General features: G+C 69.0%; 27 protein-coding genes. 18 read left to right on the forward strand and 9 right to left on the reverse strand.

Going from position 1 to position 26,065, the window contains the following annotated elements; all coding sequences use genetic code 11:
• Positions 1–6 precede the first annotated feature (6 nt).
• Positions 7–390: a hypothetical protein gene (locus HWX36_RS20570; RefSeq protein WP_175954168.1), complete on the reverse strand. Its 384-nt coding sequence runs from the start codon at positions 388–390 to the stop codon at positions 7–9.
• Between the two features lie 202 nt (positions 391–592).
• Between HWX36_RS20570 and HWX36_RS20575 the strand changes: the two genes are divergently transcribed.
• Together HWX36_RS20575 and HWX36_RS20580 are read left to right on the forward strand one after the other, a co-directional pair.
• The gene (locus HWX36_RS20575; RefSeq protein WP_175954170.1) at positions 593–1,114 is read left to right on the forward strand and encodes a GNAT family N-acetyltransferase; all 522 of its coding nucleotides are present in this window, start codon (positions 593–595) and stop codon (positions 1,112–1,114) included.
• A gap of 315 nt (positions 1,115–1,429) precedes the next feature.
• On the forward strand, positions 1,430–2,767 hold the full coding sequence (locus tag HWX36_RS20580) for an MFS transporter (RefSeq protein ID WP_175954172.1): 1,338 nt from the start codon (positions 1,430–1,432) through the stop codon (positions 2,765–2,767).
• A 104-nt stretch (positions 2,768–2,871) separates the two neighbouring features.
• On the opposite strand, the gene HWX36_RS20585 is transcribed toward HWX36_RS20580, so the two are convergent.
• Both HWX36_RS20585 and HWX36_RS20590 read right to left on the reverse strand, forming a co-directional pair.
• Positions 2,872–3,882 (reverse strand): 3-hydroxybutyryl-CoA dehydrogenase, encoded by a 1,011-nt coding sequence (locus tag HWX36_RS20585; RefSeq protein WP_175954174.1) that lies wholly within the window; start codon positions 3,880–3,882, stop codon positions 2,872–2,874.
• A complete protein-coding gene (locus tag HWX36_RS20590; RefSeq protein WP_175954176.1) occupies positions 3,879–4,994 on the reverse strand; it encodes an NAD/NADP-dependent octopine/nopaline dehydrogenase family protein in 1,116 nt (371 codons plus the stop codon). Before HWX36_RS20590 ends, HWX36_RS20585 begins: the two co-directional genes overlap by 4 nt.
• Positions 4,995–5,143: 149 nt before the next feature.
• Here HWX36_RS20590 and HWX36_RS20595 point away from each other — a divergent pair, with 149 nt between their 5' ends.
• Together HWX36_RS20595 and HWX36_RS20600 are read left to right on the forward strand one after the other, a co-directional pair.
• Positions 5,144–6,118: an AraC family transcriptional regulator gene (locus HWX36_RS20595; RefSeq protein WP_175954178.1), complete on the forward strand. Its 975-nt coding sequence runs from the start codon at positions 5,144–5,146 to the stop codon at positions 6,116–6,118.
• On the forward strand, positions 6,115–7,149 hold the full coding sequence (locus tag HWX36_RS20600; RefSeq protein ID WP_175954180.1) for a LysR family transcriptional regulator: 1,035 nt from the start codon (positions 6,115–6,117) through the stop codon (positions 7,147–7,149). The genes HWX36_RS20595 and HWX36_RS20600 overlap by 4 nt, the downstream gene beginning before the upstream one ends.
• 47 nt (positions 7,150–7,196) lie before the next feature.
• On the opposite strand, the gene HWX36_RS20605 is transcribed toward HWX36_RS20600, so the two are convergent.
• Positions 7,197–8,315, reverse strand: a complete 1,119-nt coding sequence (locus HWX36_RS20605) for a porin (protein ID WP_175954182.1) — start codon at positions 8,313–8,315, stop codon at positions 7,197–7,199.
• A gap of 410 nt (positions 8,316–8,725) precedes the next feature.
• Between HWX36_RS20605 and HWX36_RS20610 the strand changes: the two genes are divergently transcribed.
• Both HWX36_RS20610 and HWX36_RS20615 read left to right on the forward strand, forming a co-directional pair.
• Positions 8,726–10,123 carry an MFS transporter gene (locus HWX36_RS20610; RefSeq protein ID WP_175954184.1) on the forward strand — a complete coding sequence of 466 codons (1,398 nt, stop codon included), beginning with the start codon at positions 8,726–8,728 and terminating at the stop codon, positions 10,121–10,123.
• 167 nt (positions 10,124–10,290) lie between these two features.
• On the forward strand, positions 10,291–11,280 hold the full coding sequence (locus HWX36_RS20615; RefSeq protein WP_175954186.1) for a PDR/VanB family oxidoreductase: 990 nt from the start codon (positions 10,291–10,293) through the stop codon (positions 11,278–11,280).
• A gap of 260 nt (positions 11,281–11,540) precedes the next feature.
• Here HWX36_RS20615 and HWX36_RS20620 read toward each other — a convergent pair whose 3' ends face one another.
• Positions 11,541–12,461, reverse strand: coding sequence for a LysR family transcriptional regulator (locus HWX36_RS20620; protein ID WP_175954188.1), 921 nt, complete (start codon positions 12,459–12,461; stop codon positions 11,541–11,543).
• A gap of 139 nt (positions 12,462–12,600) precedes the next feature.
• Here HWX36_RS20620 and HWX36_RS20625 point away from each other — a divergent pair, with 139 nt between their 5' ends.
• The 3 genes from HWX36_RS20625 (at position 12,601) to HWX36_RS20635 (ending at position 14,836) form a co-directional block, all read left to right on the forward strand.
• The gene (locus HWX36_RS20625; protein WP_175954190.1) at positions 12,601–13,884 is read left to right on the forward strand and encodes an aromatic ring-hydroxylating dioxygenase subunit alpha; all 1,284 of its coding nucleotides are present in this window, start codon (positions 12,601–12,603) and stop codon (positions 13,882–13,884) included.
• Positions 13,881–14,384, forward strand: a complete 504-nt coding sequence (locus tag HWX36_RS20630) for an aromatic-ring-hydroxylating dioxygenase subunit beta (protein ID WP_175954192.1) — start codon at positions 13,881–13,883, stop codon at positions 14,382–14,384. The genes HWX36_RS20625 and HWX36_RS20630 overlap by 4 nt, the downstream gene beginning before the upstream one ends.
• A gap of 65 nt (positions 14,385–14,449) precedes the next feature.
• On the forward strand, positions 14,450–14,836 hold the full coding sequence (locus tag HWX36_RS20635; protein ID WP_174429285.1) for a 2-hydroxymuconate tautomerase family protein: 387 nt from the start codon (positions 14,450–14,452) through the stop codon (positions 14,834–14,836).
• 44 nt (positions 14,837–14,880) lie between these two features.
• Here HWX36_RS20635 and HWX36_RS20640 read toward each other — a convergent pair whose 3' ends face one another.
• A complete protein-coding gene (locus HWX36_RS20640) occupies positions 14,881–16,434 on the reverse strand; it encodes an ATP-binding protein (protein WP_175954194.1) in 1,554 nt (517 codons plus the stop codon).
• Between the two features lie 144 nt (positions 16,435–16,578).
• On the opposite strand from HWX36_RS20640, the gene HWX36_RS20645 reads away from it, so the two are divergent.
• The 5 genes from HWX36_RS20645 (at position 16,579) to HWX36_RS20665 (ending at position 20,750) form a co-directional block, all read left to right on the forward strand.
• Positions 16,579–17,772, forward strand: coding sequence for an acyl-CoA dehydrogenase family protein (locus HWX36_RS20645; RefSeq protein WP_175954196.1), 1,194 nt, complete (start codon positions 16,579–16,581; stop codon positions 17,770–17,772).
• A gap of 111 nt (positions 17,773–17,883) precedes the next feature.
• A complete protein-coding gene (locus HWX36_RS20650) occupies positions 17,884–18,261 on the forward strand; it encodes a hypothetical protein (protein WP_011356094.1) in 378 nt (125 codons plus the stop codon).
• An 8-nt stretch (positions 18,262–18,269) separates the two neighbouring features.
• Positions 18,270–18,791, forward strand: coding sequence for a nuclear transport factor 2 family protein (locus HWX36_RS20655; protein WP_175954199.1), 522 nt, complete (start codon positions 18,270–18,272; stop codon positions 18,789–18,791).
• A 31-nt stretch (positions 18,792–18,822) separates the two neighbouring features.
• Complete coding sequence (locus tag HWX36_RS20660; RefSeq protein ID WP_175954201.1) at positions 18,823–19,947, forward strand: amidase; 1,125 nt, start codon at positions 18,823–18,825, stop codon at positions 19,945–19,947.
• 59 nt (positions 19,948–20,006) lie between these two features.
• Positions 20,007–20,750 (forward strand): SDR family NAD(P)-dependent oxidoreductase, encoded by a 744-nt coding sequence (locus HWX36_RS20665; RefSeq protein ID WP_175954203.1) that lies wholly within the window; start codon positions 20,007–20,009, stop codon positions 20,748–20,750.
• 38 nt (positions 20,751–20,788) lie between these two features.
• On the opposite strand, the gene HWX36_RS20670 is transcribed toward HWX36_RS20665, so the two are convergent.
• The gene (locus HWX36_RS20670) at positions 20,789–21,421 is read right to left on the reverse strand and encodes a response regulator (protein ID WP_175954205.1); all 633 of its coding nucleotides are present in this window, start codon (positions 21,419–21,421) and stop codon (positions 20,789–20,791) included.
• Between the two features lie 353 nt (positions 21,422–21,774).
• Here HWX36_RS20670 and hpaC point away from each other — a divergent pair, with 353 nt between their 5' ends.
• The gene (gene hpaC, locus HWX36_RS20675) at positions 21,775–22,320 is read left to right on the forward strand and encodes a 4-hydroxyphenylacetate 3-monooxygenase, reductase component (protein WP_175954207.1); all 546 of its coding nucleotides are present in this window, start codon (positions 21,775–21,777) and stop codon (positions 22,318–22,320) included.
• Positions 22,321–22,340: 20 nt separating this feature from the next.
• Here hpaC and HWX36_RS20680 read toward each other — a convergent pair whose 3' ends face one another.
• On the reverse strand, positions 22,341–23,609 hold the full coding sequence (locus HWX36_RS20680; RefSeq protein WP_175954209.1) for a YbfB/YjiJ family MFS transporter: 1,269 nt from the start codon (positions 23,607–23,609) through the stop codon (positions 22,341–22,343).
• A gap of 3 nt (positions 23,610–23,612) precedes the next feature.
• Between HWX36_RS20680 and HWX36_RS37265 the strand changes: the two genes are divergently transcribed.
• The 3 genes from HWX36_RS37265 to HWX36_RS20690 all read left to right on the forward strand — a co-directional run bounded on the left by HWX36_RS37265 (position 23,613) and on the right by HWX36_RS20690 (position 25,496).
• On the forward strand, positions 23,613–23,972 hold the full coding sequence (locus HWX36_RS37265; protein ID WP_244136475.1) for an Lrp/AsnC ligand binding domain-containing protein: 360 nt from the start codon (positions 23,613–23,615) through the stop codon (positions 23,970–23,972).
• A 389-nt stretch (positions 23,973–24,361) separates the two neighbouring features.
• Positions 24,362–24,484, forward strand: coding sequence for a hypothetical protein (locus HWX36_RS37660; protein ID WP_006766865.1), 123 nt, complete (start codon positions 24,362–24,364; stop codon positions 24,482–24,484).
• A 58-nt stretch (positions 24,485–24,542) separates the two neighbouring features.
• Positions 24,543–25,496 (forward strand): leucyl aminopeptidase, encoded by a 954-nt coding sequence (locus HWX36_RS20690; RefSeq protein ID WP_175954211.1) that lies wholly within the window; start codon positions 24,543–24,545, stop codon positions 25,494–25,496.
• Positions 25,497–25,512: 16 nt separating this feature from the next.
• Here HWX36_RS20690 and HWX36_RS20695 read toward each other — a convergent pair whose 3' ends face one another.
• On the reverse strand, positions 25,513–26,022 hold the full coding sequence (locus HWX36_RS20695) for an N-acetyltransferase (protein ID WP_175954213.1): 510 nt from the start codon (positions 26,020–26,022) through the stop codon (positions 25,513–25,515).
• Positions 26,023–26,065 lie beyond the last annotated feature (43 nt).

Consider the following 26,065-nt stretch of genomic DNA (forward strand, 5'->3'; position numbering starts at 1 on the left):
AATCGACTATGCCGCTCGCTGCAACAGGTCGGTTGCGAACGACCTCGCGTGCTCGACGGCCTCTTGCGCGTCGCCGAATACACCGAGCTGATCCCAGTGTTCTTCAGCCGCATACGTTCCCTTCACGGTGAGCGCCCGCTGAACGCTCAACTGCGCCGCGTACCTGCCATCTTCCAGCGGTCGGGCCGTTGCAACCACCTTGTGTGGAGGGCTCGCTCGCTCCGGCTGAATCAGCTCGATGGCGCCGCCGACCATGTCGACATGCATCAACTCGTTCCTAGTGTTGCAGTCCGGGCAGTAGAAGCACCACCCCACGTCCTCCTGACGGGGCCTGACCTGCCCGCGAGCCAGCACGGCGCGGCATTCAACGTTTTCGCAGATGAACGGCATGGCAGTCTCCGAGGTTGTTTGCCGGAAATCCTAGCATGTCCGTCGGCGGTCAACCATCGGCATCGGCATGATTGCGGTGCGGGGGATCAGGTCAAGCGCAACAGCCCGTCACACGCCGCGCACGCCGGCCATCCAGGCGCTCGCAAGCCTCTTGTCACCCGGGATAAACTGTCTGCCCGACCCACGAACCGAGCCGTCCCCCATGCTGATCCGCGTTGCAACGCCGTCCGATGCCATCCCGCTTGCCGAATTGAAGCGCGACACGTTTCGCGAAACCTTCCTGCATGACGGATTCGGCATCGACTACCCGCCACACGATCTGGCCGCTTACGAGGCCCGAACCTACTCGGTGGAAACGATCACGGGCCAGCTCAACGATCCCCAGTGCCGCACGTGGGTCGCCGAAAGCGACGACGGCCAGCTGGTGGGGTATGCGCACGCGGGGCCGTGCAAGCTTCCTCACCCGGAAGTGACGGACGGTTCGGGGGAGATCCATCAGATCTACCTTCGGCGAGGGACGCAAGGGACCGGCGCCGGGCGCGCCCTGTTCGACGCCGCACTGGGCTATCTGGCAACGGAGCGCCCCGGACCGGTATGGCTTGGCGTGTGGTCCGGCAACGCGAAGGCCATCGCCTTCTACGAGAAGGCCGGGTTCGAGCGTGTCGGCACGTACGAATTCAAGGTCGGTGAAGCGACCGATCTGGAGTTCATCTACCGTCGCTGATGCCGCGGATCGAGCGCCGGTGCGATTGACGCGCCGCGACCGCCGTATTCGGGTTTCGATGATCCGCCTGCCGCGCCCATGCCGGCTACCCTGCCGGCCATCTCCGCCACGAGCACGGCGAGCGTGACGAACGTCGCGCCGGATCGAGCGGCAAGCGGCGCGCCAGCGGACACGGCCGCGCACGCCGCGACCATCATTTGCGGGAGTGATGACACGCCCCTTTTTCTGCGGATTTGACCGGGGCCGGCGGGGCCGACAACACTAGCCCGCAGGGCTGCAAAAGACGGCACGCGCCCGCCCCCTTCAGAGTCCGCCATGGTCCCGACCGACACCGTGCAATCCCCGAGCGCCGCCCGGCCGCTCGCCGACCGGCAACTGCGCCGGATCGTCATCGCCTCCGTCGCCGGCAACGCGATGGAATGGTATGACTTTTTCGTGTACGGCACGGCCGCCGCGCTCGTGTTCGGCCATGTGTTCTTTCCGCCCGGCGCATCGCCGCTGGCCGGCAGCCTCGCCGCGTTTGCGGCCTTCGCGCTCGGCTTCGTCGCGCGACCGCTCGGCGGGATCGTGTTCGGCCACGTCGGCGATCGCTACGGGCGCAAGGCGTCGCTCGTGTGGACGCTGCTGATCATGGGTGCGTCGACCTTCGCGATCGGCCTGCTGCCGACCTATGCGCAGGTCGGCATGTGGGCGCCGGCCGCGCTCGTCGTGCTGCGCCTGCTGCAAGGCATCGCGTCCGGCGGCGAATGGGGCGGCGGCGTGCTGATGATCAGCGAGAACGCGCCGCCGGAACAACGCGGCTACTACGCCGCGTGGAGCCAGCTCGGCGTGGGCGGCGGCTTCGTGCTGTCGTCGGCCGCGTTTCTCGCCGCGCAGGCGCTGCCGGACGACGCGTTCCGCACGTGGGGCTGGCGGCTGCCGTTCCTCGCGAGCATCGCGATCTTCGCGATCGGCATCTATATCCGCCGCCATCTGCCGGAAAGCCGCGACTTCGAACAGGCCGGCAAGCGCGGCGCGCACACTCACCTGCCGATCGTCGAATGCATCCGCCGCCATCCGAAGGAAATCCTCCTCGCGATGGGGCTGCGCGTGGCGGAGAACGGCGGCGCCTACATCTTCCTCGCGTTCTCGCTCGTCTACGGCAAGTACGTCGGCATCCCGAACGGCACGATGCTGACCGGCGTGATGATCGCGATGATCGTCGAGATGGGCGCGATGCTCGCGTGGGGCCGGCTGTCCGACCGGATCGGCCGCAAGCCCGTGTACCTGATCGGCGGGCTGAGCCTCGTCGCGTGCGCGTTCCCGTTCTTCTGGCTGCTCGACACGCGCGCGACGCCGCTCGTGTGGCTCGCGCTCACGGTCGGCACGGCGGTGAGCCACGGCGCGATGATCGGCACGCTGCCCGCGCTCGTCGGCGAACTGTTCAGCACCGAGGTGCGTTACTCCGGCGTCGCGCTCGGGCATGAAGTCGCGTCGATCTTCGCGGGCGGGATGTCGCCGCTGATCGCGACTGCGCTGCTCGCGCGCTATCAGGCGTCGTGGCCCGTGTCGCTGTTCCTCGTTGCGCTCGGCCTCGTGACCGTCGCGACGCTGTGCGTGATGCGCGAGACACGGGCCGCACCGGCCGCCGGCGCGCGCGGTGAGACGGCATGAGCAAGGGGCCCGCGCCCTGGCCGGCTAGTGAACGGCTCACCGGTTCACGATGCCGCGTGCGCGCTTGCGTGGCGCCGCACGCGCACGCGGCCGCGACGTCCGAGCTATGCGCCCCGGTTGCGCCGCCCGCCGTCGAACACCGGCGCCAGTCCCAGGTGATCGAGCAACCGCGCGAATTCGCCGAGCCGCTGCCGCATGTACGCAGGCACGTCCACGTCGGCATAGTCGTGGAAGCCGGCCCCCGTGCGCACACCATCGCGCCCGGCGTCCATGTTGCGCACGACGCTCGCGGCCGGCGCGAAGCGCGGGCCGATCTCGCCGGCCAGATATTTCGACGCGTAATACAGGATGTCGCAGCCGCCCCAGTCGATGAATTCGAGCAGCCCGAGCACCGCAAAGCGCGGGCCGAAGCCCGTGCGGATAGCCGTGTCGATATCCTCGGCGCTGGCCACCCCTTCCTCGACCATCCGCGCGGCCTCGTTCATCGCGAGCGCCTGGATGCGCGGCACGATGTAGCCCGGTGCAGGCCCGCAGATCACCGGCTTCTTGCCGACGCGTTCGAGCAGCGCGGCGAGCGCATCGACCACCGACTGGGCGGTTGCGTCGCTGCGGCTGATCTCGACGAGCGGCATCAGCAGCGCGGGATTCAGCCAGTGCGCATTCAGCATCCGCTCCGGGCGCGCGACATGGCGCTGCAATTCGGTGACGACGAACGTCGATGTGGTCGACGCAATCGTTGCACGCGCATCGACATGCTCGCCGAGCCAGCGCAACGCATCGGCCTTCGCATCGAGCACTTCGGGGAGTGCCTCGAACACGACGTCCGCATCGCGCACGGCTTGCGCAGCGCCCTCCCGAGCAACGATCGCGATGCGCGCGACGACCGCATCGGCCTGCGCGGCATCGATGCGGCCGAGCGCGACCTGCGCGTGCAGCGGCCTTGCGATCTCGTCGCGCGTGCGATTGTCGAAGGCTCGCCAGCCAGCCGCATCGCGCCGCTTGAAGTCGATCAGCGTCACGTCGAGGCCCGCGAACGCGAACACGAGCGCAATCCCCTGCCCCATGCGCCCCGCGCCGAGCACGTGCACGCGCGTCACCTCGGCGGCCGCGCTCATGCCGCCGCTCCCGCGATTCCAGCGTCGAGCAGCGCACGCATCGCGTCCTTCGACAGCGCCGCGATCCCGAGCCGCTCCAGCGTGCGCCCTTCCGCATACAGGTCACGCACCGCGACCGCGCTCGCGATGCTCAGCAGCCCCTGCGCGACCGGTGTCTGCACGCCGGCCCAGCGCCCGCACGACACGATGAACGACAGCCCGAGCCGGGTGTCCTCGAGCATGTAGCGATGGGAGCGCAAATCGATCTTCTCGCGCCAATCGCCGCTATCGGTCAGCTTGCCGTGCGCGCCGCGCCCGTACATCCATTCGTCGCCTTCGGTCGCATAGTGGTCCGCGAGCGGGAAATGCGGTGCGTGGTAACCGAGCGCTTCGCGCACCGCGATGCGTTCGGCATCCAGCGCGTTCGTCACGCGACGGATCGATGGCTGCGTGCCTTCGTTGTGGATGTCCCACGCGTCGAAGTGTTCGAGCGGCCCGGCGTTCATCAGGATCAGCGGCGGATGGATCACGGGCCCCGCGTTCATCAGCGCACCGGACAACGCATCCTCGACCGGCTCGACCGACGGATAACCCGCACGCAGCACGCCGAACGCCCAGCCTGCCGCATTCGCCGGAAAGACACCGGTCGGCAAACGCGTCGCGTAGGCGCTGATCACGACGTCGTTGTCGCCATGCTTGCGCACCAGGTACGGCAGCGTGCCCGTCTCGGCGAATGCGACGCGCGAACGGTTGCCGGCATCGGCCGCCGCCCGTGCGAACACGAAGCTGCCGAACGTGCCGGGCGGCAGGAACACGACCTGGCCGTCCTCCAGAAAAGGCGCGACTTGCGCGGCGAGTGCGTCGTGCGACGTGGAAGGCAGCGGCACCACGACAAGCTGCGCACCGCGCACTGCCGCTGCGAGATCGTCGGTCAGGCGGATCGCCCCCGGTGCATCGCCGAGCGGCACCGCGCGCTTGCCGCGATAGTCGGTCACGTTCAGCACGCCGAGCTCACGCAGCCGCGCATGCGGCTCGCGGTCGCGCCGCCACCACGTCACGTCGTGGCCCTTCTCGAGCAGGTCGATCGCCGCCGCATGGCAGCCGTGGCCGCCGCCCAGTACACATGCCTTCATCGTTTTCTCCCGGTGATTGAGTGTCTCCGAGACTACGCGGCCGCCCCGGCCGCGTCGCTTCAAAACGCGCAACGGCGCGCCCGTTCGCGCAACGCAATCGCGGCGGTGCGCACGCCGCCGCGCCCCCGCATCCGCTACGAGGTCCGTGAATGGATATCGCCCTTTCCCGCCATGCGCCGAACCGGCTCGGCACGCTGCGCGCACCCGACGAAGTCGAACGCGCGGTCGCACACCGGCTCGGGCCGCACCGGATGGCTGCACGCAACCGCGATCCGTTTCATGCGGAGCTGTACGAAGTGCCGCTGCATCACGGCGCGCTGCTCGAACTCTGCTACGGCCGCGAGACGCACATCGATTTCGGCGGCGATGCCGATCATTTCCTGTTCAGGCTGACGCTTGCCGGCGCATGCGAGTTGCAGGCCGGCAACGTCGTCGCGCGCGCCGGCCCCGGCGAGCTGACCGTGTCGTCGCCCGCGCTCACCAGCCGGCTGAGCACGAGCCCCGATTGCCGCAACCTCGTGCTGCGGCTCGAACGCGGCGCGCTCGAACGCAAGCTGCAGGACATGCTGCAGGCCACGCTCGCGCGGCCGCTGCAGTTCGATCTCGCGGCCGGCGGCGCCGGCACGGGCGCCACGCGCCTGCTGCCGACTTTCGAATACCTGTGCCGGCTCGGCGCGCAGCCGGACATCGGTACGGCCGCGACGACCTTCGGCGCCGACCTCACCGCATGGCTGATGTCGCTGCTGCTCACCCACCTGCCGCATTCGTACAGCGATGCGCTCGCGCGCGGCAAACCGCCGCTACCGGCCCACGTGCGTCGCGCATGCGCTCACGTCGACGCGCACTTGGGCGAACCGCTCACACTCGCCACGCTCGCGGCGGTCGCGGGCGTGGCGCCGCGCACGCTGCAGCACGCGTTCCGCGCGTTCCTGCACACCACGCCGGCCGCGTACGTGCGCGAATGCCGGCTCGCCGCCGTGCACGCGGCGCTGCAATGCGGCGACGCGCGCAGCGTGACCGACGTGCTGATCGCACACGGCATCCATGGCTTCGGCCATTTCGCGAAGGCGTATGCGCGGCGTTACGGCCACGCGCCTTCCGTCACCGCGAGGCAACCCCGATGACGCACGCCGCAACCGGCCGCCCGGCGGCCCCGGCCCGCGCCGAATCCGCACCGCACGACAACGACCCGTCCGAACTGCGCGTGCAGGATCTCGATCTCAACTTGCTGAAGACGTTTCGCGCGGTCTACGAGGAGCGGCACGTCGGCCGTGCGGCGCTGCGGCTCGGCGTCACGCAGCCGTCCGTCAGCCACGCGCTCGGCCGGCTGCGGCTGATGTTCCGCGACGCGCTGTTCGTGCGCACCGGCACCGGCGTCGAGCCGACGCCGCGCGCGCAGCGGCTCGCCTTGTCGGTCGACAAGGCGCTCGCGATCCTGCAGGACGTGCTCGACGAAGGCTCGCGCTTCACGCCCGACAGCACGCAGCGCGTGTTCCGCCTGCACATGAGCGATTTCGCGGCGAGCGCGTTCCTGCCGACGCTGCTCGCCGCGTTCGACCGGCGTGCGCCGGGCGCCGTGATCGAGACGCTGCACGTCGACGAATGCCAGCTCAACGTCGCACTCGAATCGGGGCGCATCGACTTCGCGCTCGGGCATTTCGCCGATGCGTCGAGCCACTTCCAGCGCACCGCGCTGCTGCACGAGCGCTGCGTGCTGCTGATGCCGCGCCGCACCGCGCGGCGCGTCGCGCTGCCCGACGACTACGTGCTCGATGGCGAAGCGCCCGATACGCTGCGCTTCGTCGCGGTCACGTCGCATCCGCAATCGATGCAGTTGCTGGAACGGCACGGACTGATGCCGCGCGTGCGCGCGGCGCTGCCCGATTTCATGGTGGTGCCCGCGCTGCTGCAGGACGGCGACTATGCGCTGATCCTGCCGGAGACGATCGCGATCACGTTCGCGGCGCGGCAGCCGTGCGCGCTGTACGAGATCGCCGGCGCCGGCGAATGGGCCGTCAACGCATACTGGCACCGGCGCTTCGACGCCGACCCCGGCCATCGCTGGCTGCGTGCGCTGCTGCTCGAGCTGTTCAACATCGGCGAGCTGGCGCCGTTCGACGCATGGCTCGCGCCGCAGCCGCCCGCCTGCGCGTAACGGGGCGGGCGGCCCGAGCGGCGCAAGCGGGCACCGGTGCGGGCCGGTCAGAACGACGTGAGCATGCCCGCGACGATCGAACTGGCGGTCGCGCCGGGCTGGGCGACCGCCACGCCGCCACCCGCCGCGCCGTTGACGACGAAGCGTGCATGCGCACCGTTGCGCACCATCGCGGCGCCCGTGTACAACACCGTGCGCTTCGACAGCGGATAGTCGAAGCGGATGCCGTACGAATCGGCGTTGCCGTCGCTGTCCGCGACCTTTCGATAATGGCCGACGCTCAGCAGCAGCGACGCGCGCCCGATCGGCACCGTCGCGCTCAGCTCCATGATGTCGCTGTGCGGATACGCGCTCTGGCTGTCGATCGCGGTCGCGACGTCGGGGCCGCCACGATGGCGCATGTACAGCGCGGCAACCTTCACGACGCTGAAATCGTACGAAATCGCGCCCAGCGTGTAGTTGCCGTTCGCGGCCGGGCTCGTGTCGCCGAGCGCGGCCGCGGCCACCGGGCTGAACTTCTGCTGCATGTAGTCGACGTCGACCGACAGGGCGCCGCGCACGTAGTTGAGCCCGGCGCCGTACGTATCGCCGAGCGTCGCCGGCTGCCCGGCCGCGCCGTTGGTGCCGCGCGCGGCCATCGCGCGCAGCATGAAGCCCGCGTAGCGCGGCGACGTGTAGCGCAGCGAGTTGCGCACGCGCAGGAACGCGGGCCCGACGAAGTTGTTCGTCGCATTGCCCCAGGCGAGCCCTGCGCCGAGGCCGGGCAGGCTGTACGTGACGAGCGTCGTGTGCAGGATCGTGTAAAGCTCGCCGAACTGCACGCCGCCGAACGGCCCCGTGACGCCGACCCACGCCTCGCGGCCGAACAGTGCGCTGCTGTTCGACAGCGCGCCGCTTGCCGCATTGAAGCCGTCCTCCAGCTTGAAGATCGTCGCGTAGCCGCCGCCGAGATCCTCGACGCCCTTCAGCCCCCACTGCGATGCGAACAGGTTGCCGCTGCCCATGCGCGTCACGTGGTTCGGCCCCGCGTTCGCGTATTCGATCGCGGTGTCGACGCGACCGTAGAGCGTCACGCTCGATTGTGCGAATGCGGGCAGCGCCGCGCAGGCAAGCAGCGCGGCAAGCGGTACGGCAAGCCGGTCGGCCCGCCCGTTCGGTTGGTTCATCGTCATCGTCCCGTAGAGAGTCCGGCGCCGGTCGGCGTCGCGCCGCGTGGTGTGAAGCGCGTTCGCCGCGAAGGGCCAACGCTGCCGATCAAAAACGGGCCGAGTCTAGGAACGACAATTTCGGACGTCGACGCAATGCGCTCTATAACGCTTATAGATGCGCCGCATGATGCGCGCGCGCCCCGCCGCAAGCGCGCTGCGCGGCGGCCGGCGCGCGCAACCCTGGTGTTTTCTTTATCCGGGTCGGTAAATGCCCGTGTGGTGCGGCCGTCACTCCGGCTATGGCGGCCGAATTTGGCCGACTACGCTGCGTCTCCGACACGTGCCCCCGCACGCTTTCGCGCCGCGACGGCGCCCGGCCCGCAAGGCCGCTGCCGCGCTTTTCCCCCGCCCGCTCCTGGAGAATCCGCATGTCCGCATCCACGGCCCGCGCTGCCGACGGCAAGCGCTATACGTACGAATGGTATGTCGTCGTCATCTGCATGCTCGCGTACATCTTTTCGTTCGTCGACCGTCAGGTCCTCGTGCTGATGATCGAGCCGATCAAGCGCGACCTGCACCTGTCCGACACGCAGTTCAGCCTGCTGAACGGCTTCGCGTTCTCGCTGTTCTATGCGGTGATGGGGCTGCCCGTCGCCTATCTCGCCGACCGTTACGCGCGGCCGCGGATCATCTCGCTCGGCATCGCGCTGTGGAGCGTCGCGACCGCCGCGTGCGGGCTCAGCCAGCATTTCGTGCAGATGTTCATCGCGCGCATGGGCGTGGGCGTCGGCGAAGCCGCGCTGTCGCCCGGCGCGTATTCGATGCTCGCCGACTCCTTCCCGAAGGAGAAACTCGGGCGCGCGATCGCCGTGTATTCGCTCGGCTCGTTCATCGGCGGCGGCGTCGCGTTCCTGATCGGCGGCTACGTGATCGCGCTGCTCAAGCATGCGAGCGCGTTCACGCTGCCGGTGGTCGGGCAGGTGCATGCGTGGCAGGTCACGTTCCTGATCGTCGGGCTGCCGGGGATCTTCGTGGCGCTGCTGTTCGCCGCGACCGTGCGCGACCCGCAGCGCAAGGGGCTCGCGCAGGATCGCTCGGGCGCCGTGCGGCGCGTGTCGATGCGCGATTCGCTGCGCTTCGTCGGCACGCATCGCGCGACCTTTTCGTGCCACTACCTGGGCTTCTCGTTCTACGCGATGACGCTGTACTGCCTGCTGAGCTGGACGCCCGCGTTCTATATCCGCCGATTCGGGATGACGGCCGTCGAAGCCGGCTACACGCTCGGCATCGTGCTGCTGGTCGCGAACACGGCCGGCGTGTTCTGCGGCGGCTGGCTCAACGACTGGCTGCTGCGACGCGGCCGCGAAGACGCGCCGATGCGCGCCGGCGCAATCGGCGCCGCGTGCATGGCGATCCCCGCGACGCTGTTCACGCAGCTCGACTCGCTGCCCGCCTCGCTCGCGACGCTGGTCGTCGCGATGTTCTTCGCGTCGTTCCCGATGCCGACCTCGACCGCCGCGATGCAGACGCTCGCGCCGAACCAGATGCGCGCGCAGATCTCCGCGCTGTTCCTGCTCGTGTCGAACCTGATCGCGCTCGGCATCGGCACGACCGTCGTCGCGCTGTTCACCGACCGTGTGTTCGGCGCGCCGGCGGCGGTCGGCCATTCGATGTCGATCGTCAACGTCGCGGCGGCCACGCTCGCCGCGCTGCTGCTCGCCGCCGGGTGCCGGCACTATCGCCGCAGCCTCGATCGCGAACGCGGCCATGCGTCGGCAGCCGCGCCGCAGGCGGCCGAGACCGGCAACGCGATCGCCGCGCGTTGAACACCGGACGCGACCGGGCCCAATCGGTCGCCCAACCATCATCCATGCCATTGATTACGCCATCGATTTTTAATCGATTTGATTTATGCGATGCCCATCCCTATTCTCGATCGCATGACGGCGCGGCATCTGCCGCGCCGCGTTCTCCCTACCCCACGAATTGACCCATGCAAGCGAACCGCCACCAAGTCCGGATCGACGCGCTGATCGACGCGGCGCAGGACATCCGCTGTTTCCGGGTTTCGCGCGTCGACGGCCAGCCGTTCGACGCATACGAACCGGGCGCCCATATCGACGTCACCGCGCCGTCCGGCATCACGCGGCAGTACTCGCTGTGCGGCAACCCCGACGAGCGCGGCAGCTACCTGTTCGCGGTGAAGAAGGAGGCGCAGTCGCGCGGCGGCTCGCGTTCGCTGCACGACGACGTGCAAGTCGGCGCCGAGTTGTCGATCGGCGCGCCGCGCAACCTGTTTCGCCTGGCGGACGACGCGAGCGAGCACCTGCTGATCGCGGCCGGCATCGGCATCACGCCGCTGCTGTCAATGGCGTATGCGCTGCACAAGCGCGGCGCGCGCTATCGGCTGCACTACTTCGCACGCAGCCGCGAGCACGCGGCCTTCGTCGCCGAACTGTCGGCCGAGCCGTTCGCGTCGCGCGTGACGTTCCACTACGGGATCGAGCCCGCCGCGCTCGCGGCCGAGCTGGGCCGCTGCGTCGAATCGGTCGACGCGCATGCACACGTCTATACGTGCGGCCCGGGGCCGTTCATGGATGCGGTCGTCGCGGCAGCCGCGACCCGCCTGCCCGACGAGTCGATCCATCTCGAGCGCTTCGCGGCGGAACCGGCCGCCGCCGATGCGGGCAATACCGATGCGGGCGCCAGCCCGGCCGATGGCTTCGAAGTGCGCCTGCAGCGCAGCGGACAATCGGTACGCGTCACGCCCGACACGTCGATCGTCGACGCACTCGCGCGCATCGGCATCGCGGTCGACACGTCATGCGGCGAAGGCGTGTGCGGCACCTGCATGGTGCCCGTCATCGACGGCGAGCCCGATCATCGCGACCACTGTCTCAGCAAGGCCGAGCGCGCGAGCAACACGGTGATCTGCTGCTGCGTGTCGCGTGCGCGCTCGGCGGTGCTCGTTCTCGATCTCTGACGCACGCGGCACGCGTCGCGCGTCGCGCTCGCTCGGGACGTCTCGGGTCGTCGAACCGCTCGATGCCCTCCGCCAGCCACGCGTGCACTCACGCGTGGCCTTCGCCTCGTGGGCCACGCGTCGCCCAATCGCTCCACGAGCTCCGCCAGCAATACGCGCACTCACGCATTGCCTCCGCCTCGTGGGTCACGCGTCGCCCAATCGCTCGACGCGCTCCGCCAGCAACGCGCGCACTCGTGCATTGCCTTCGCCCTCATGGATCACGCGTCGTCGAAACGCTCGACGAGCTCGGCCAGCAGGTTGCGCATCCACGCGTTGCCCTCGTCTTCATGGAAATGCTCATGCCAGTGCATCGTCACCGGCGCGGGCGGCAGCGTGACGGGCAGTTCATAAAGCCGGAACGCGTTGCCGCGGTTCAGGATCTGCGCGAGCCGCTTCGGCAGCGTCGCGTACAGGTCCGTGACCGACAGGACGCTCGGCAGCGCGACGAAGTGCGGCACTTCGAGCGCGATGTTGCGGCCCACGCCCTGCGCGCGCAGCGCATCGTCGAGCGCGTGGTGGCTGTGCTCGACCGATTTCACGTTGACATGCGCGGCGCGCACGAACTGGTCGAGGCTCAGCGCCGTGCCGCTCGGCACCCCGCGCCGGCGGCCCGTCATGCACACGTAGGTTTCCTCGAACAGCACCTGGTGGCGCGTGCGCGGCATCAGCTCCGGCAGGTTGCCGATCGCGAAATCCAGCCGGCTCGCGCGCAGCGCTTCCTCGATCTCCTCCACCGGCAGCGGCTGCACGCTCAGCGTCACGCGCGGCGCGCGCTCGCGCAGCGCCTGGCAGATCGCCGGCAGGTACGCCATCTCGCCCGCATCCGACAACGACAGCCGGAACGTGCGCGTGCTGGTGGCCGGGTCGAAGCGCTCCGCGTAGCGCAGCGCCACGCGCACCATGTCGAGCGCCTTGCCGACGATGCCGGCCAGTTCCAGCGCGACCGGTGTGGGCTGCATGCCCGAGCGCGTGCGCACGAACAGCGGATCGTCGAACAGCGTGCGCAACCGGCCGAGCGAATAGCTGACGGCCGGCTGCGACAGCGCGAGCCGCTCGCCGGCCTTCGTCAGGTTGCGCTCCTCGACGATGGCCTGGAATACGCGCAACAGGTTCAGATCGAGATGATCGACCGAAGTCATCGCAACCTCCATTATTTGCCGAATTTATTGATCGGCCAATTTTAGATCAATTTGACGGATATGTAGCGGGAGACGAGACTGGGCATTCGACACCGCGCGCTGCGCGGCCCGATTTCACGACGCTTTCCCCACGACAACGATGAGCGACATTTCCTGCCAGACGATCGACACCCGCGCGCTGCATGGTCTCGCGCAACCCGACCGCATCGCACCCGCGATGTATCACGATCCCGCGCTGTTCGAAGCCGAGCTCGACCGCATCTTCTACCGCACCTGGATCTGGGTCGCGCACGCAAGCGAGCTGCCGAACCCGGGCGACTTCATCACGACGACGATCGGCCGCCAGCCGGTGATCGTCGTGCGCGACAAGAGCGGCGAAATCAACGTGCTGCAGAACCGCTGCCGCCATCGCGGCGCGACCGTGTGCGAATCGCACAAGGGCAACGCGAAGGGCTTCACGTGCCCGTATCACAGCTGGTCCTACGCGCTCGACGGCACGCTGCGCGCGCTGCCCTACGGCGACGGCTACGAAGGCGTGTGCGAGAAAGGCGACCTGCCGCTCGTGAAGCTGCGCGTCGGCGTGTACCAGGGGCTGATCTTCGCGAGCTTCAACGACGACATCGAACCGCTCGAGGATTTCCTCGGCGGCGCGAAGCCGTGGATCGACCTGTTCATGAAACAGGGCGCCGGCTACCCGATCAAGGCGAACGGCGAGCACAAGTTCAAGTTCAAGGGCAACTGGAAGATCCAGCTCGAGAACACGACCGACCTCTATCACTTCCCGGTCGTGCACAAGTCGTGGATGAAGTCGATCGACGACGAGACAGCCGCCGCGATCACGCGCTTCATGACGAGCGAGGATGCGTTCTGCCGCGGGCTCGGCAACGGCCACAGCCTCGCGGTGCTGATGCCCGAGCTGATCGACCTGGACGACGACGACGGCGCGCCGCTACCCGAACGCTTCGCGCCGCTCGCGGCGAAGCTCGCCGAGCGCCACGCGCCGGAAGCAGTGCGCCGCATCGTGCGCTCGCTGATGGGCGTCGGCTTCAACCTGAACCTGTTCCCGAACCTTGCGCTGTCGATGGCGTTCTTCCGCGTGCTGCGGCCGATCTCGGCGAACGAAACCGAGATCCGTCACGTCGCGCTCGCGATGGACGGCGGCCCCGACGAAGCGAACCGCGAGCGGCTGCGCATCCACGAGCACTTCCAGGGCCCGTTCGGTTTCGGCAGCCCCGACGACGCGGAAGCATGGGAGCGCGTGCAGCGCGGCGCGCATGCGGGCCCCGACGTGCCGATCCTCGTGAATCGCGGGCTGAACCGCGAGACGACCGCCGCGAACGGCGAAACGACCGCCCATGCGACCGACGAAACCGGCATGCGCGAGGCCTACCGGCAATGGCGCAAGATGATGGAGCAACAATGATGGACGACCGCAACGCCCTCTTTTCCGAGCAGACCTTCGCCCGCGCGGTCGAATTCGTGTGGCGCGAAGCCGAGATGCTCGACCGCCGCGACTATCGCGCGTGGCTCGACCTGTGGGATCCGGCCGGCCACTACGTGGTGCCGATCGAACCCGATACGACCGACTTCGCCGCAACGCTGAACTACGTGTTCGACGACCAGGACATGCGCGAGAAGCGCGTGCAGCGGATGGTGTCCGGCTATTCGGCATCGGCGACCGACGCCGCGCGCACGGTGCGCACCGTGTCGCGCTTCACGCTGGAAAGCGGCAGCGCCGATACCGTCGAGCTGAAGTCGGCGCAGGTCGTCGTCGCATACAAGCGCGGCGTCGCGACGCTGTTCGCGGCCGATGTCACGCACAAGCTGCACGTCGATGCCGAAGGCGAGATGCGGATCGCCGAGAAGGTCGTGCGCCTGATCGATTCGACCGAAGCGCTCAGCGCGATCGGCTTCCTGCTGTAAGCCGTGGCCGGTTCGCCGCTGCAAGTGCAATGGTGAACCGGCAACCTTCACCTTTCCGGACGACCATGCCCACACTCGAGGTTTTCCTGCCGGCCGGCCACGACGACGCCCGCAAGGCCGAGCTGATCGCGCGGCTGACGGGTGCGACCGTCGATGCGATCGGCGCACCGATCGAATCGGTGCGCGTGCTGCTCACCGAATTGCCCGCAACGCACATCGGCCTCGGCGGCCGCAGCGCCGCGGACGGCGCGCCGCCGTCGCTGCCGGTGATCGTCGCGATCCTGATCGCCGGCCGCACCGATGAACAAAAGCGCGCGCTGATCGCCGCGTTGTCCGACGCCGGCGCGAACGTGCTCGACGCGCCGCTGCAGGCCACACGCGTGATCATCAAGGACATCCCGAATACCGACTTCGGCATCGGCGGCCAGACCGCGCGGGCGCTGGGGCGCTGATCATGCGCCGCGCGTCGCTGCCCGGGCGTGACGCGACGCAGCCGTTATGCGTGCGTTCCGGCGAGCGGCAGCGTCACGCGGCAGTCGAGCCCGCCGCCATCGGCCGGGCTCGCACCGATCCGGCCGCCGTGGCGCGTCACGATGCTCTTGCACAACGACAACCCGATCCCGTTGCCGCCGGCCTTCGACGACGAGAAGCCGTCGAACAGCCGGTCGTGCGCGCCCATCGCGATCCCCGGGCCGTTGTCGATCGCGCGCAGCTCGGCGTGCCCGCCAACGTTCGCGGTGCCGAGCGTCAGCATGCGCGGCACACGTTCGCAACCGGCGAACGCCTCGATCGCATTGAACGCGAGATTCAGGATCACCTGCCCGATCAGCACGCGCTCGCAGCGGATCGGCAGCGGCGCATCGGCCTGTACGATCGTGACCGTCACGCCGGCCTCCTTCGCGCGCAGCTCGATGAAGTACGCGACGTCCGCGAGAATGTCGCGCAGGTCGGCGAGCGCGACGACCGGCTCGCGCTTCACGATGAACTCGCGCACGCTCTTGATGATCAGCGCCGCATGCTCGGCCTGCCGGTCCGCGCCGCGCAGCCCCCAGATCGCGTCGTCGATGGCGCCGCGCGCGCTCAGCCGCTGCACCGCCCCCTCGATGAAATTGCGCACGGCCGCGAGCGGCTGGCTCAGCTCGTGCGCGATCACGCTCGCCATCTCGCCCATCGCGTTGTAACGGCCCGCGTGTTCGAGCATGCGCGCCTCGACGCGGCGCGCGTCCTCGATCGCGACTTCGTCGCTCACGTCGCGGAACTGCACGAGCAGCCCGTCGAGATCGCCCTCGATCTCGACTTGCCGGCACAGGATGCGCAGCCAGCATGGCGAGCCGTCGCGCCGCACGATCCGGTAGCGCTGCGGCGTGGACGGGTACGCGGACGGCGCATCGCGCAGTTGCGCGACGAGCCGGTCGCGATCGGCCTCGGAACAGTAGTCGAGCACCTCGCCGGGGGCTTCGTCGGGCGCGAGGCCGAGCACGCGGCGGCCCGACTCGCTGATGAACTGTACGCCGCCGTGCGGCGTCACGACCGCGATGCCTTCGTCGAGATCCTGCATGAATTCGCGCAGCCGCGCCTCGTAGCGGCGCAACTGCTGGCGCACCGCCTCTTCCGCGCTGATGTCGCGGAACTGCACCATCACGACGTCGCGCCCGCGCAGCGGCACGTAGGTGGCGGTCGCCTCGGACAGCATGTCGACACCCGTGCGCGACCGGTAGCACCACTCGTACACCTGCGGACCGTCGACGCGCGCGCGGTCCCACGCGCTCACCGCGATCTCGCGCCGGTATTTCGGTTCGGGGCGCGTCATGTCCGGCGCCTTCAGCGGCAGCAGTTCCTCGACGGAAAAACCGAGCGCGATGCACGCGGCGCGGTTCGCCCACACGATCGCCCTGGTGTGCGCGTCGTGCAGCAGCACGCAGGTCGTCAGCGCGTCGAGCAGCCGGTGGAAATCGTCTTCGTCGGGGAAACTCATGATCGGCGTCGGATGAGGCCGCGCGGCATCGCACGGCCGGCAACCCAACATAGCACCGGCGCGCGCCGCCCGCACCTGAAGATTTCTTTAGTGCGGCGCGGAATGTCACCAGTCGCACGGCCCAACGCACCAATTGCCGCGCGTTTTCGGCGTTTCTAGACTGGCTGCATCGACGTGACCACCCCGCATTCGAACCCCGATCCGCCCCAGGAGACAGCCATGACCCACGCCGCCCTCGCCCTCCATACCGAGCCGAGCGCCCCTCACGCGGCCAGCGAACCGGCCGCCCGGCTGTCGCCGCTCGACGCCGTGATCGAGACCGTCGCCGCGCGCCGCGAAGAATTCGACCGCCTGTCGCACGTGCCGCGCGACGTGATCGCGCTGTTCAAGCAGGCCGGCATCTATCGCGCGGGCACGCCGCGCCGCTTCGGCGGCGACGCGCTCGCGCCGGCCGCGTTCCTCGACATGATCGAACGGATCGCGACCGCCGACGGCTCGGCCGCGTGGGTCGCGAGCTTCGGCTCCGCCAACGTGTATCTCGCCGCGCTGCCGCTTGACACCCAGGCCGAGCTGTATGCGAGCGGCCCCGACCAGGTGTTCGCCGGCGGCCTGTTCCCGGTGCAGCCGGCCCAGCCCGCGCCCGGCGGCTGGCGCGTGAACGGCACGTGGAAATTCGCGAGCGGCTGCAAGGGGGCCGACTGGCTCGGCGTCGGCATCGCCGTGCAGGGTGCGCACGACGCCGCGCCGAACAAGCCGCGCACGGCCGTGTTCCGCGCCGATCAGGTCGAGATCGTCGAGAACTGGAGCGTGGTCGGCATGCAGGGCACCGGCAGCCACGACCTGCGCGTCAACGACCGCTTCGTGCCCGAAGCGTGGACCTTCGTGCGCGGCGGCGAACCGACCGTCGACGAGCCGCTGTACCGCTATCCGACCGTCGCGTATGCCGCGCAGGTTCTGGCCGTCGTGAACCTCGGCCTCGCACGCGCGGCGCTCGACGTCGCGAACCGCATGTCGGGCGGCCGCCAGACGACGACCGGCGCACCGCGCCTCGCCGATCGCGCGTACTTCCGCATCGAGCTCGCGAAAGCCGAAGCGCAGCTGCGCTCCGCGCGCGGGTTCTTCTACGACGCCACCGATACGGTGTGGCAATCGATTCTCGCGGGCCGCCCCGTGACGCCCGACCAGGTCAGCCTGTTGCGGCTCGCGGCCACGCAGATCGCTCGCGAAGGCGCGAGCGTCGTCGAACGCGCGTACCGGCTCGGCGGCACGGCGGCGATCTACCGGTCGCATCCGTTGCAGCGGCTGCTGCGCGACGCGATGGTCGTCACGCAGCACGCGTTTCTCGCCGAAGGCAACTTCGACGGCGCCGGCGCGGTGTTCACCGGCGTCACGCCGTTTCCCGGCTATCTGTAACCGGCTTCCGGCCAACGCTGTTTGTCTGAACGTGCATGACGCCGATGCCGATGTCGAAGCCCCCTCGCCGGCCGGCCCGTGCATTCACCCGATTCCTCTGGAGAACCTCGCATGTCCGATTCGAATCCGCTGCCGCTGCGCGTCCTGTTCTGCTGTGGCGTGTCGCAAAACTTCTTCGACCTGCCGCGCGAGAAGATCGGCGAAGTGTGGCAGGCGTACGGCGCGATGCTCGCCGCCGTCGAAGCGATGCCCGGCGTGCGCGTGCTCGGCGTGATGGACGACGACCGCCTCGTGGTCGGCCAGGCCGACGGCGCACCGTGGACCTTCTACATCATGGCCGACGTCGCCGACTTCGACACGACGGTCGCCGTGTGCAACCTGTATCGCACGACGCCGGTCGGCGAATACAACCTGTGGCGCTACGGCAAGATCGAAGCGCGCGTCGGCCGTGCGCTGACGGTGCCGCCGGCCGCGAAACCCGCGGCGTGAGGCGCGCGATGACCGACCTGTCTCCCGGCCTGATCGACGCGCTCGCGCAGCGTCTGGCAGCGCTCGACGCCGAGCGCGCGGTGCGCGCGACGATCACGCGCTACATGGCGCTGTGCGACGTGCCCGAGGATGCCGGCGACGGCCCGTCGCTCGCCGATCTGTTCGCGCCCGATGCCGTGTGGGAAGGCGTCGGCCCGCAGTATGCGCGCAAGTTCGGCCGCCTCGAAGGCACGGCCGCGATCGTCGCGATGCTGGGCCGCTACCTGCCGCCCGATCCGCACTTCTCGGCGAACCTGCACTTCCTGACGTCGGAGTCGATCGAGATCGATGCCGGTCACGCAAGCGCACGCGGCCGCTGGATCATGCTGCAGGCATCGCGCTACGCGGACGGCGCGGCCGAACTGATCGCCGCGCGGCTGACCGTCGATTTCACGCCGGCCGGCGACGGCTCTGCGTGGCTGATCCGCCATTTCCGCACCGAACGCGTGCTCGACGGCCCGTGGCCGCTCGCCGCCGCGCCACGGTCCTGACGCTTTCCAACGCTTGCTCACGATACCGACCATGACAGGCTTCATCGACCCCTTCACGCTCGGCGGCCCCGGCCCCACGATCGCGATCAAGGACACGATCGACATCGCCGGCCATCCGACCCGCGCGGCAAGCCGTGCGCTCGCCGATGCAGCGCCGGCCCCTCGGCACGCGGACGTCGTCCGCCTGCTGCTCGACGCAGGCTGGCAGATTGCCGGCAAGGCGAACATGCACGAGCTCGCGTTCGGCATGACCGGCATCAACGACTACACGGGCACGCCCGTCAATCCGCAGGACGCGACGCGCATTCCGGGCGGCTCGTCGAGCGGGTCCGCTTCGCTCGTCGGGCTCAGCACGGTCGATGCGGCGCTCGGCACCGATACGGGCGGCTCGATCCGCGGGCCGGCCGCCTGCTGCGGCGTGGCCGGGATGAAGCCGACGTTCGGCCGCGTATCGCGGCGCGGCGTCGCGCCTGCCGCAACGACGCTCGATTGCGTCGGGCCGTTCGCGCGCGATATCCGCACGCTGGCCGCGGTGATGGCCGCGATCGCGCCGGGCTTCGACCCTACGCAAGCGGCGGCCTCCGCCGCAGGCTGCACGGTCGCGCACATCACGATCGACGCCGATCCGGCCATCGCCGCCGCGCTCGACGCGGCCGTGCGCGCATCGGGCCTGCACGCGCACGCGGCCGTGCTCGACGAAATGCCGGCGTCGTTCGCGGCAGGGCTCACCGTGATCAACGCGGAAACGTCCCGCGCGTTCGGCCATCTGGTCGCGACCGGCAAGCTCGGCGCCGACCTCGATGCGCGATTGCGTGCGGCCGCAACGACCACGCCCGCAGCATTGAAAGAAGCCGAAGCCGTCCGCGCACGCTTCACCGCGCAGGTCGACGCCGCGCTCGAACACGCGGACGTGCTCGTGCTGCCGACGTTGCCCGCGCTGCCGATCACGCTGCAGCAGGCGCGCGACGGCGTATCGGTGATCGCGATGTCGTCGCTGATCCGGCCATTCAACCTGAGCGGCCATCCGGCGCTCAGCCTGCCGCTGCCGCTGGCCGGTTCGCCGCTGAAGGCCGGCCTGCAGATCGTCGGGCGCAAGGGCGCGGACGAGCAGGTCTGCGCGATCGCGGCACACTTCGAAGCGGCACTCGCCGCATGAACCACGATGCGGGCGCGGCCGCACCCGGCACGCGCTCGCGAACCAGGGAATCACGCACCATGTCAGACCGAGTCGTCCTCGTCACCGGCGCCGCGCGCGGGCTCGGCGCCGTCATCGCCGAACGTTTTCATGCAGCCGGCTATCGCGTCGCGCTGGCCGATATCGCCGCCGACGCCATTCACGCGCATGCACGCGCACTCGACCCGCGCGGCGAACGCGCGATCGCGCTGCCGCTCGACGTCACGTCCAAACGCGATTTCGAAGCCGCGCGCGATGCGCTCGTCGCGCGCTGGGGCACGATCGACGTACTCGTGAACAACGCGGGCGCATCGAAGGTCGTGCCCGCGATGGAGATCACGGCCGAGCAGTTCGACCAGGTGATCGACGTGAACCTGCGCAGCGTGCTGTTCGGCTGCCAGGTGTTCGGTCAGTACTTCGCGACGCGCGGCGCGGGCCGCATCGTCAACATCGCGTCACTCGCCGGGCAGAACGGCGGCTCGGCGACGGGTGCGCACTACGCAGCCGCGAAGGGTGGCACGCTGACGCTGACCAAGGTGTTCGCGCGCGATCTCGCCGCGCAGGGCGTGACCGTCAACGCGATCTCGCCGGGCCCGCTCGATCTGCCGATCGTGTATGAAAGCGTCGCGCCGGAGAAGCTGCGCCAGGTGCTCGCGAGCCTGCCGGGCGGCAAGCTCGGCTCGGCCGGCTTCGTGGCGGATGCCGCCCTGCTGCTCGCGTCGGGCGACGCGCATTTCGCGAACGGTGCGTGCTGGGACATCAACGGCGGGTTGTACATGCGCTGAGCGCTGCGTGGAGCGCCTCGCCGCGCCGCCGGCAGTCCCTATCGCGACGGCTCCCCGTCGTCGCCCCACACGACCATCACGTCGCGCACGAGCGCGGCGATCGACGTCGCGCCGAGCTTCTCCTTGATGCTCGCGCGATGCACGTCGACGGTCTTCACGCTGATCGACAGATCCGCCGCGATCTGCTTGCTGCCCTTGCCGTCCACCACGCCGCGCAGCACTTCCTTCTCGCGCGCGGTCAGCGCATCGAGCCGCTGGCGCAGCTCGCGATGACGCCGGCTCACCGCATGCCGCTGCTGCGCGAGCCGTAGCGCGCGTTGCACGCGCTCGAGCATCTGCTGCGAGTTGTACGGCTTCTCGACGAAATCGATCGCGCCGTTCTGCAGCGCACGCACGGACATCGGGATATCGCCGTGCCCGCTGACGAAGATCACCGGCAGCGTCGCGCCACGCGCGTTCAGTTCGGCCTGCACGTCGAAGCCGCTCTTCTCCGGCATCCGCACGTCGAGCACCAGGCACGCGGGCAGGTTCACGTCGAAGCGCGCGAGAAAATCGGTCGCGTTCGCGAACCCTTCGGACGCGATGCCGACCGATTCGAGCAGCCACGCGAGCGATGTCCGCATGCCGTTGTCGTCGTCGACGATGTATACGATCGGTGCGGGTGACGTCATCGCGGATGTCTCGCGGAATATCGGTATGGGTATCGTACGCGCCGCATACGGGGCCGGTTGCCGGCGCGTCGCGCGCGTCGTTCGCTGGGGATGTGCGGCACATCATAACGAGCCGAAAACCCGCTGAACACCCCTTCACGGGCCGCTCGAACGCGCAATCGCGCTTTTTTTCGCGCGGTACGGCGCGCATCTAGGTAGAACCTTTAGACGCGTTGGCGAGAACGCCATCTCGATCGTCAATCGTGCGAATGGCAGCCGGCATTTTCGCGACGTACGCTTGGGTCATCGTCGGCGATCCGGCGCTGCACCGGCAGCGCCGCTCGATCGCCGCTTTCGTCCACTCAGGAGCGTCCATGTCTTCCACGACCGATATCCAGCGCCCGGCACGCGTCGAGCCGACCGACGCGCAGAAGGCCTTCCGGCAAGCGATGGCCCACCTCGGCGCGGCCGTCAACGTGATCACCACCGCCGGGCCGCACGGCCGCTGCGGAATCACCGCGAGCGCCGTGTGTTCCGTCACCGATACGCCGCCGACGCTGCTCGTGTGCCTCAACCGGTCGAGCGCGATGCGTGCGACGTTCGAACGCAACCGCCACGTCTGCATCAACGTGCTGCCGGCCGAGCATGAGCCACTCGCGCGGCATTTCGCGGGGCTGACCGACCTGCCGATGGACCGGCGCTTCGAGCTGCCCGTGTGGGATCGCGGCGAGCAGGACGTGCCGGTGCTGCGCGACGCGCTCGCGAGCCTGCAGGGCACGATCGCCGACATGAAGGAAGTCGGCTCGCATTCGGTGATGTTCATCGAGGCGACGTCGATCCGCGTGCGCGACGACGGCGACAGCCTGATCTACTTCAGCCGCGCGTTTCATCGCGTGTCGCGCACGGCCTGCATGCGGTGAATGGTGCGTGCCGCGCGTGATTACGCGGCGGCCCGCAACGCGCGCTGCCCGGCCGCCAGCGCGGCGCCCGCGAACAGCGTCAGCGCCGAATACACGAGCCCGCGCGCGAGCCCCGCACTGTCCGACACCCAGCCGATCGCGACCGGCCCCGCGATCTGCCCGAATGCGAAGACCGTCGTGAACGCGCTGATCCCTTTTGCCCAGCCGTCGGGCGGCAGGTTGTGGCGCACGAAGGCCGTCGTCGACGCGACGGCCGACAGGAACGTCGCGCCGAACAGCACACCCGACGCGAACGCGGCCACCGGATGCACGAACATCGCCGGCATCAGCGTCGCGATGCCGAGCAGCGCGTTGAGCACGGCAAGCGCCTGGCCGCCGCGCATCCGGTCGAGCAGCCCCGACCACAGCCGCGCCGACACGACGGTCGCGACGCCAAGCATCACGTAGAACGCGGCGACCACCGTGCCGCTCATCCCCGCGCCGCGCAGCAGCGCGACGATGAATGTCATGTAGCCGATATAGCCGACGCCGAACAGGCCGTAGCCGGCCAGTGCGGGTGCGAAGCGTACGGGGCTCGCGGTCGCGGCCGGCGCCGTGCCGTCACGCGGCGCGGCCGGTGCCGCGTGCGCGCGCTCGATGCGGCGTGCGGCCGATACGGCCACCGCCGAGAACAGCACGCACGCGAACGCGAGCGCGAACCACGCGGGCTGCCAGCCATGCTCCCCCTGCGTGAGCGTGGCCGGCACGAGCAGTGACGCTGCGACGATGCCCCATCCCGTGCCGCCGTAGTAGAGCCCGAGCAGCAACCCCGCATCGCGCGGCGACGCCGACGCGAGCCGCGCGGCCAGCACGCCGCCGCTGATGAAGATCAGCGCGCTGCCGACGCCGGTCGCGAGCCGCTGCACGAGCAGCGCGTGCATGCCGGACGTGAGCCCGCATGCGGCCATCAGCAACGCGGTCAGCACGCATCCGGCCGCCAGCAGCGTGCCCGCGCGCCAGCGCCGCGACAGCCACGGAAACGCGAGTGCGCCGACCAGGTAGCCGGCCGCGTTCGCCGTGTTCAGCGCGCCGGCCTGCGCGAACGTCCAGCCGAGATCGGCCTTCATCGGCGGCAGCAGCAGCGCATACGAAAAGCGCGCGAGGCCGAGCGCGATCGCGCTGCCGAGCGACAGACCGATCGCGAGCCGCCACGCGGCGATGCGATCGGGGTCACGATCGGGGCAGGTACCGGTCGCGCCGGCGTCCGGCTGCGGCGGCCCGACCTGCTCAGGTTGCGGCGCTGCGCGCATCGCATGTCTCCTTTGTCGTTCGAAGCCGCGGCAAGTCGACACGGCGGAACCGGTGTTCCGCACGCGGCGATCCCGACTGTCGAGGCTTCCGATTCTGTCGAGCGATCATACTTGAGCCGTCGCATGCCGGCATGCGTTGGCGACAGGAACCCGGCCGCGGCAGCCGGATCGCCGATGCATCGCCCGCCGCGGGCCATCCAGCGCATGACCGGCGAGGATTGCTTCCTGCTGAAGGTCCTGGTGCCGACACCGGGACAACTGGGAACCCTCGTCGATGCGATTGCCCGCTTCGGCGCGGTCACGACGTCGCTGGTGCCGCGGTCCGAGCCGGCCAAGCCGCCCGGCAAGGCGCTGCTCGGTTGACGCGGTCAGCGGGCCGCTGACGCGCCGCCGGTAACCGACGGCGCGTGCGCACGCATGCCCGCCTCGAATGACATCGATCGCTGCGCTCGATGCGACCGAATTCCCGATGAAAAATCTCCGAATGCAATGTGTCGATTCCAATTCCGGTCATTGAGAAAATGACATCGAATCCTTCATCCGCTTTATCCGCGTTTTACGGCACACGAGCCGAAATTCCCCGCTGTTTAGCATGTATTAGCTAAAAACCTTGCAACGCATTGCATTCGTAAATTCATCAGACTAATATCAACGCCACTCGCCGTGCATTCACGAAATGCGTGATGAGGAGTGGCAACTTTTTAGCCGCGATTTCATGTTGAAACGCTCATGTTCACCACAGGAGAATTGACATGCAAGACACTCAGCAAATCGAATTGCTTGACTGGATGCAGGAAGACACGCACCCCGAGGCCGTCGACATGATGGTCGAGGACGCCGTGGTGCCGTTCGGCACCGCGCTCTGGCCGGTCTGAGCGGGCCACCCGTTCTCGCGGAAGGGCCTCGGCCCTTCCGCCGCTTCCGGAGACACGCATGCTGAACCTGCACCGCGCGCTGGGCTTCCACCCCGCGCTGCGCGACAAGCTGGCGCGCGGCGAGTCGGGAAAACTGCTGGTCGGCCATGACACCCGCAACCGCGACATCGCGTTGCGCGCGTTTTCCGCCCTGCCCGATTCGCTCGACGCGACCACGCTCTGCCTCGAAAGCACCCCGCCCGCCGAGATCGCCGCCGCGCTCGATCGCGCCGATCTGTTCGTGCTGCTGTACGACTCGTCGTGCCTGCCGGCGCCATCGCCGAGCGGGCCGCCGTTCCTCGCCGCGATCCGGCCTGCGATCGTCGAACACTGGAGCAAGTCGGTACTGTTCAAGGATTACGGCCCGCATCTCGACGAGGCGTTCGCCGAATCGCTCGACGACATCGCGGCGCGCAACGGCCGGCTGATCGACGCGGCCGCACGCGCCTCGCAGATCCGCTTCATCGACGAAGCCGGCAACACGCTGACGGGCTCGCTCGCGCCGGACCAGAAATGGACAAGCGTGGACGGCATGGGCAACCTCGACGTCGTGCCCGGCGAGATCGCGACGCACGTCACCGATCTCAACGGCTCGGTCGTCTTCAGCGGCACGTTTCTCGGCACCGTGCCGTTCGCGATCAAGTACAAGGTGGCCGACCGACTGGCCACACTGCAGGTCGAGAACAGCACGATCGTCGGGTTCGACACCGACAACGAAGGCTTCCGGCGCGATTTCTCGACCTATCTCGACCGGCATGCGAATCACCGGCGGATCGAGGAATTCGGCATCGGCACGAACCTCGGGATTCGCGGGCTGTACGGCCGCAACGCGGGGTTCGAGGAACGCCATCCGGGCCTGCACCTCGGGCTCGGCGGCGGCGAGAACGGCAGCCACCATCTCGACCTGATCTTCGCGCGCGGCACGCTCGCGCTCGACGACCGGATCGTGTTCGACGGCGCGTTCGCCGTCTGACGAAGCGGCTGCGTGCTCAGGCTTCGGCGGCTGCCGTGTCGCCGAGCCACTTGTACATCACGAGGCTGTCGACGAAGCCGAGCCGCGCGTGACGATACGCGCGCGGCAGGCGGCCGACGATTTCAAAACCCAGCTTCTGCCACAGCGCGACCGCCACCTCGTTCGTCGAGACGACCGAGTTGAACTGCATCGCGAGGAAACCGCGCTCGCGTGCAACCTGCTGCGAGTGCTCGCACATCAGGCGCGCGACGCCGCGGCCGCGCGCACTCTCGCTCACCATGTATCCGCAATTGCTCACGTGATTGCCGGGGCCGGCGGCGTTCGCCTTCAGATAGTACGAACCGAGCACGACGCCGTCCTCTTCGGCGATCCACGTGCAGAGCGGCGCGTCGAGCCACAGTGCGCGCGCCGCTTCCTGTGTCGGCGCCGAATCGAATGCATAGGTTTCCTGAGCGGCGACGATGGCGCGGTAAGTCGGCCAGAAGCGCGGGAAATCGTCATCGGTCATCGGGCGAATCGTGATCATGCGGGGTCTCTCGTGATTGGCATGTCGGCAGCAATGCCAGCGA

This window comes from Burkholderia sp. BCC0405, from assembly GCF_902833075.1.
In the GTDB taxonomy this organism is placed as follows: Bacteria; Pseudomonadota; Gammaproteobacteria; order Burkholderiales; family Burkholderiaceae; genus Burkholderia.

Coding starts and splice junctions, on each gene's coding strand:
- HWX36_RS20570 (WP_175954168.1), bottom strand. CDS start 390: ATGCCGTTCATCTGCGAAAACGTTGAATGCCGCGCCGTGCTGGCTCGC.
- HWX36_RS20575 (WP_175954170.1), top strand. CDS start 593: ATGCTGATCCGCGTTGCAACGCCGTCCGATGCCATCCCGCTTGCCGAA.
- HWX36_RS20580 (WP_175954172.1), top strand. CDS start 1,430: ATGGTCCCGACCGACACCGTGCAATCCCCGAGCGCCGCCCGGCCGCTC.
- HWX36_RS20585 (WP_175954174.1), bottom strand. CDS start 3,882: ATGAGCGCGGCCGCCGAGGTGACGCGCGTGCACGTGCTCGGCGCGGGG.
- HWX36_RS20590 (WP_175954176.1), bottom strand. CDS start 4,994: ATGAAGGCATGTGTACTGGGCGGCGGCCACGGCTGCCATGCGGCGGCG.
- HWX36_RS20595 (WP_175954178.1), top strand. CDS start 5,144: ATGGATATCGCCCTTTCCCGCCATGCGCCGAACCGGCTCGGCACGCTG.
- HWX36_RS20600 (WP_175954180.1), top strand. CDS start 6,115: ATGACGCACGCCGCAACCGGCCGCCCGGCGGCCCCGGCCCGCGCCGAA.
- HWX36_RS20605 (WP_175954182.1), bottom strand. CDS start 8,315: ATGAACCAACCGAACGGGCGGGCCGACCGGCTTGCCGTACCGCTTGCC.
- HWX36_RS20610 (WP_175954184.1), top strand. CDS start 8,726: ATGTCCGCATCCACGGCCCGCGCTGCCGACGGCAAGCGCTATACGTAC.
- HWX36_RS20615 (WP_175954186.1), top strand. CDS start 10,291: ATGCAAGCGAACCGCCACCAAGTCCGGATCGACGCGCTGATCGACGCG.
- HWX36_RS20620 (WP_175954188.1), bottom strand. CDS start 12,461: ATGACTTCGGTCGATCATCTCGATCTGAACCTGTTGCGCGTATTCCAG.
- HWX36_RS20625 (WP_175954190.1), top strand. CDS start 12,601: ATGAGCGACATTTCCTGCCAGACGATCGACACCCGCGCGCTGCATGGT.
- HWX36_RS20630 (WP_175954192.1), top strand. CDS start 13,881: ATGATGGACGACCGCAACGCCCTCTTTTCCGAGCAGACCTTCGCCCGC.
- HWX36_RS20635 (WP_174429285.1), top strand. CDS start 14,450: ATGCCCACACTCGAGGTTTTCCTGCCGGCCGGCCACGACGACGCCCGC.
- HWX36_RS20645 (WP_175954196.1), top strand. CDS start 16,579: ATGACCCACGCCGCCCTCGCCCTCCATACCGAGCCGAGCGCCCCTCAC.
- HWX36_RS20650 (WP_011356094.1), top strand. CDS start 17,884: ATGTCCGATTCGAATCCGCTGCCGCTGCGCGTCCTGTTCTGCTGTGGC.
- HWX36_RS20655 (WP_175954199.1), top strand. CDS start 18,270: ATGACCGACCTGTCTCCCGGCCTGATCGACGCGCTCGCGCAGCGTCTG.
- HWX36_RS20660 (WP_175954201.1), top strand. CDS start 18,823: ATGACAGGCTTCATCGACCCCTTCACGCTCGGCGGCCCCGGCCCCACG.
- HWX36_RS20665 (WP_175954203.1), top strand. CDS start 20,007: ATGTCAGACCGAGTCGTCCTCGTCACCGGCGCCGCGCGCGGGCTCGGC.
- HWX36_RS20670 (WP_175954205.1), bottom strand. CDS start 21,421: ATGACGTCACCCGCACCGATCGTATACATCGTCGACGACGACAACGGC.
- hpaC (WP_175954207.1), top strand. CDS start 21,775: ATGTCTTCCACGACCGATATCCAGCGCCCGGCACGCGTCGAGCCGACC.
- HWX36_RS20680 (WP_175954209.1), bottom strand. CDS start 23,609: ATGCGCGCAGCGCCGCAACCTGAGCAGGTCGGGCCGCCGCAGCCGGAC.
- HWX36_RS37265 (WP_244136475.1), top strand. CDS start 23,613: ATGTCTCCTTTGTCGTTCGAAGCCGCGGCAAGTCGACACGGCGGAACC.
- HWX36_RS37660 (WP_006766865.1), top strand. CDS start 24,362: ATGCAAGACACTCAGCAAATCGAATTGCTTGACTGGATGCAGGAAGAC.
- HWX36_RS20690 (WP_175954211.1), top strand. CDS start 24,543: ATGCTGAACCTGCACCGCGCGCTGGGCTTCCACCCCGCGCTGCGCGAC.
- HWX36_RS20695 (WP_175954213.1), bottom strand. CDS start 26,022: ATGATCACGATTCGCCCGATGACCGATGACGATTTCCCGCGCTTCTGG.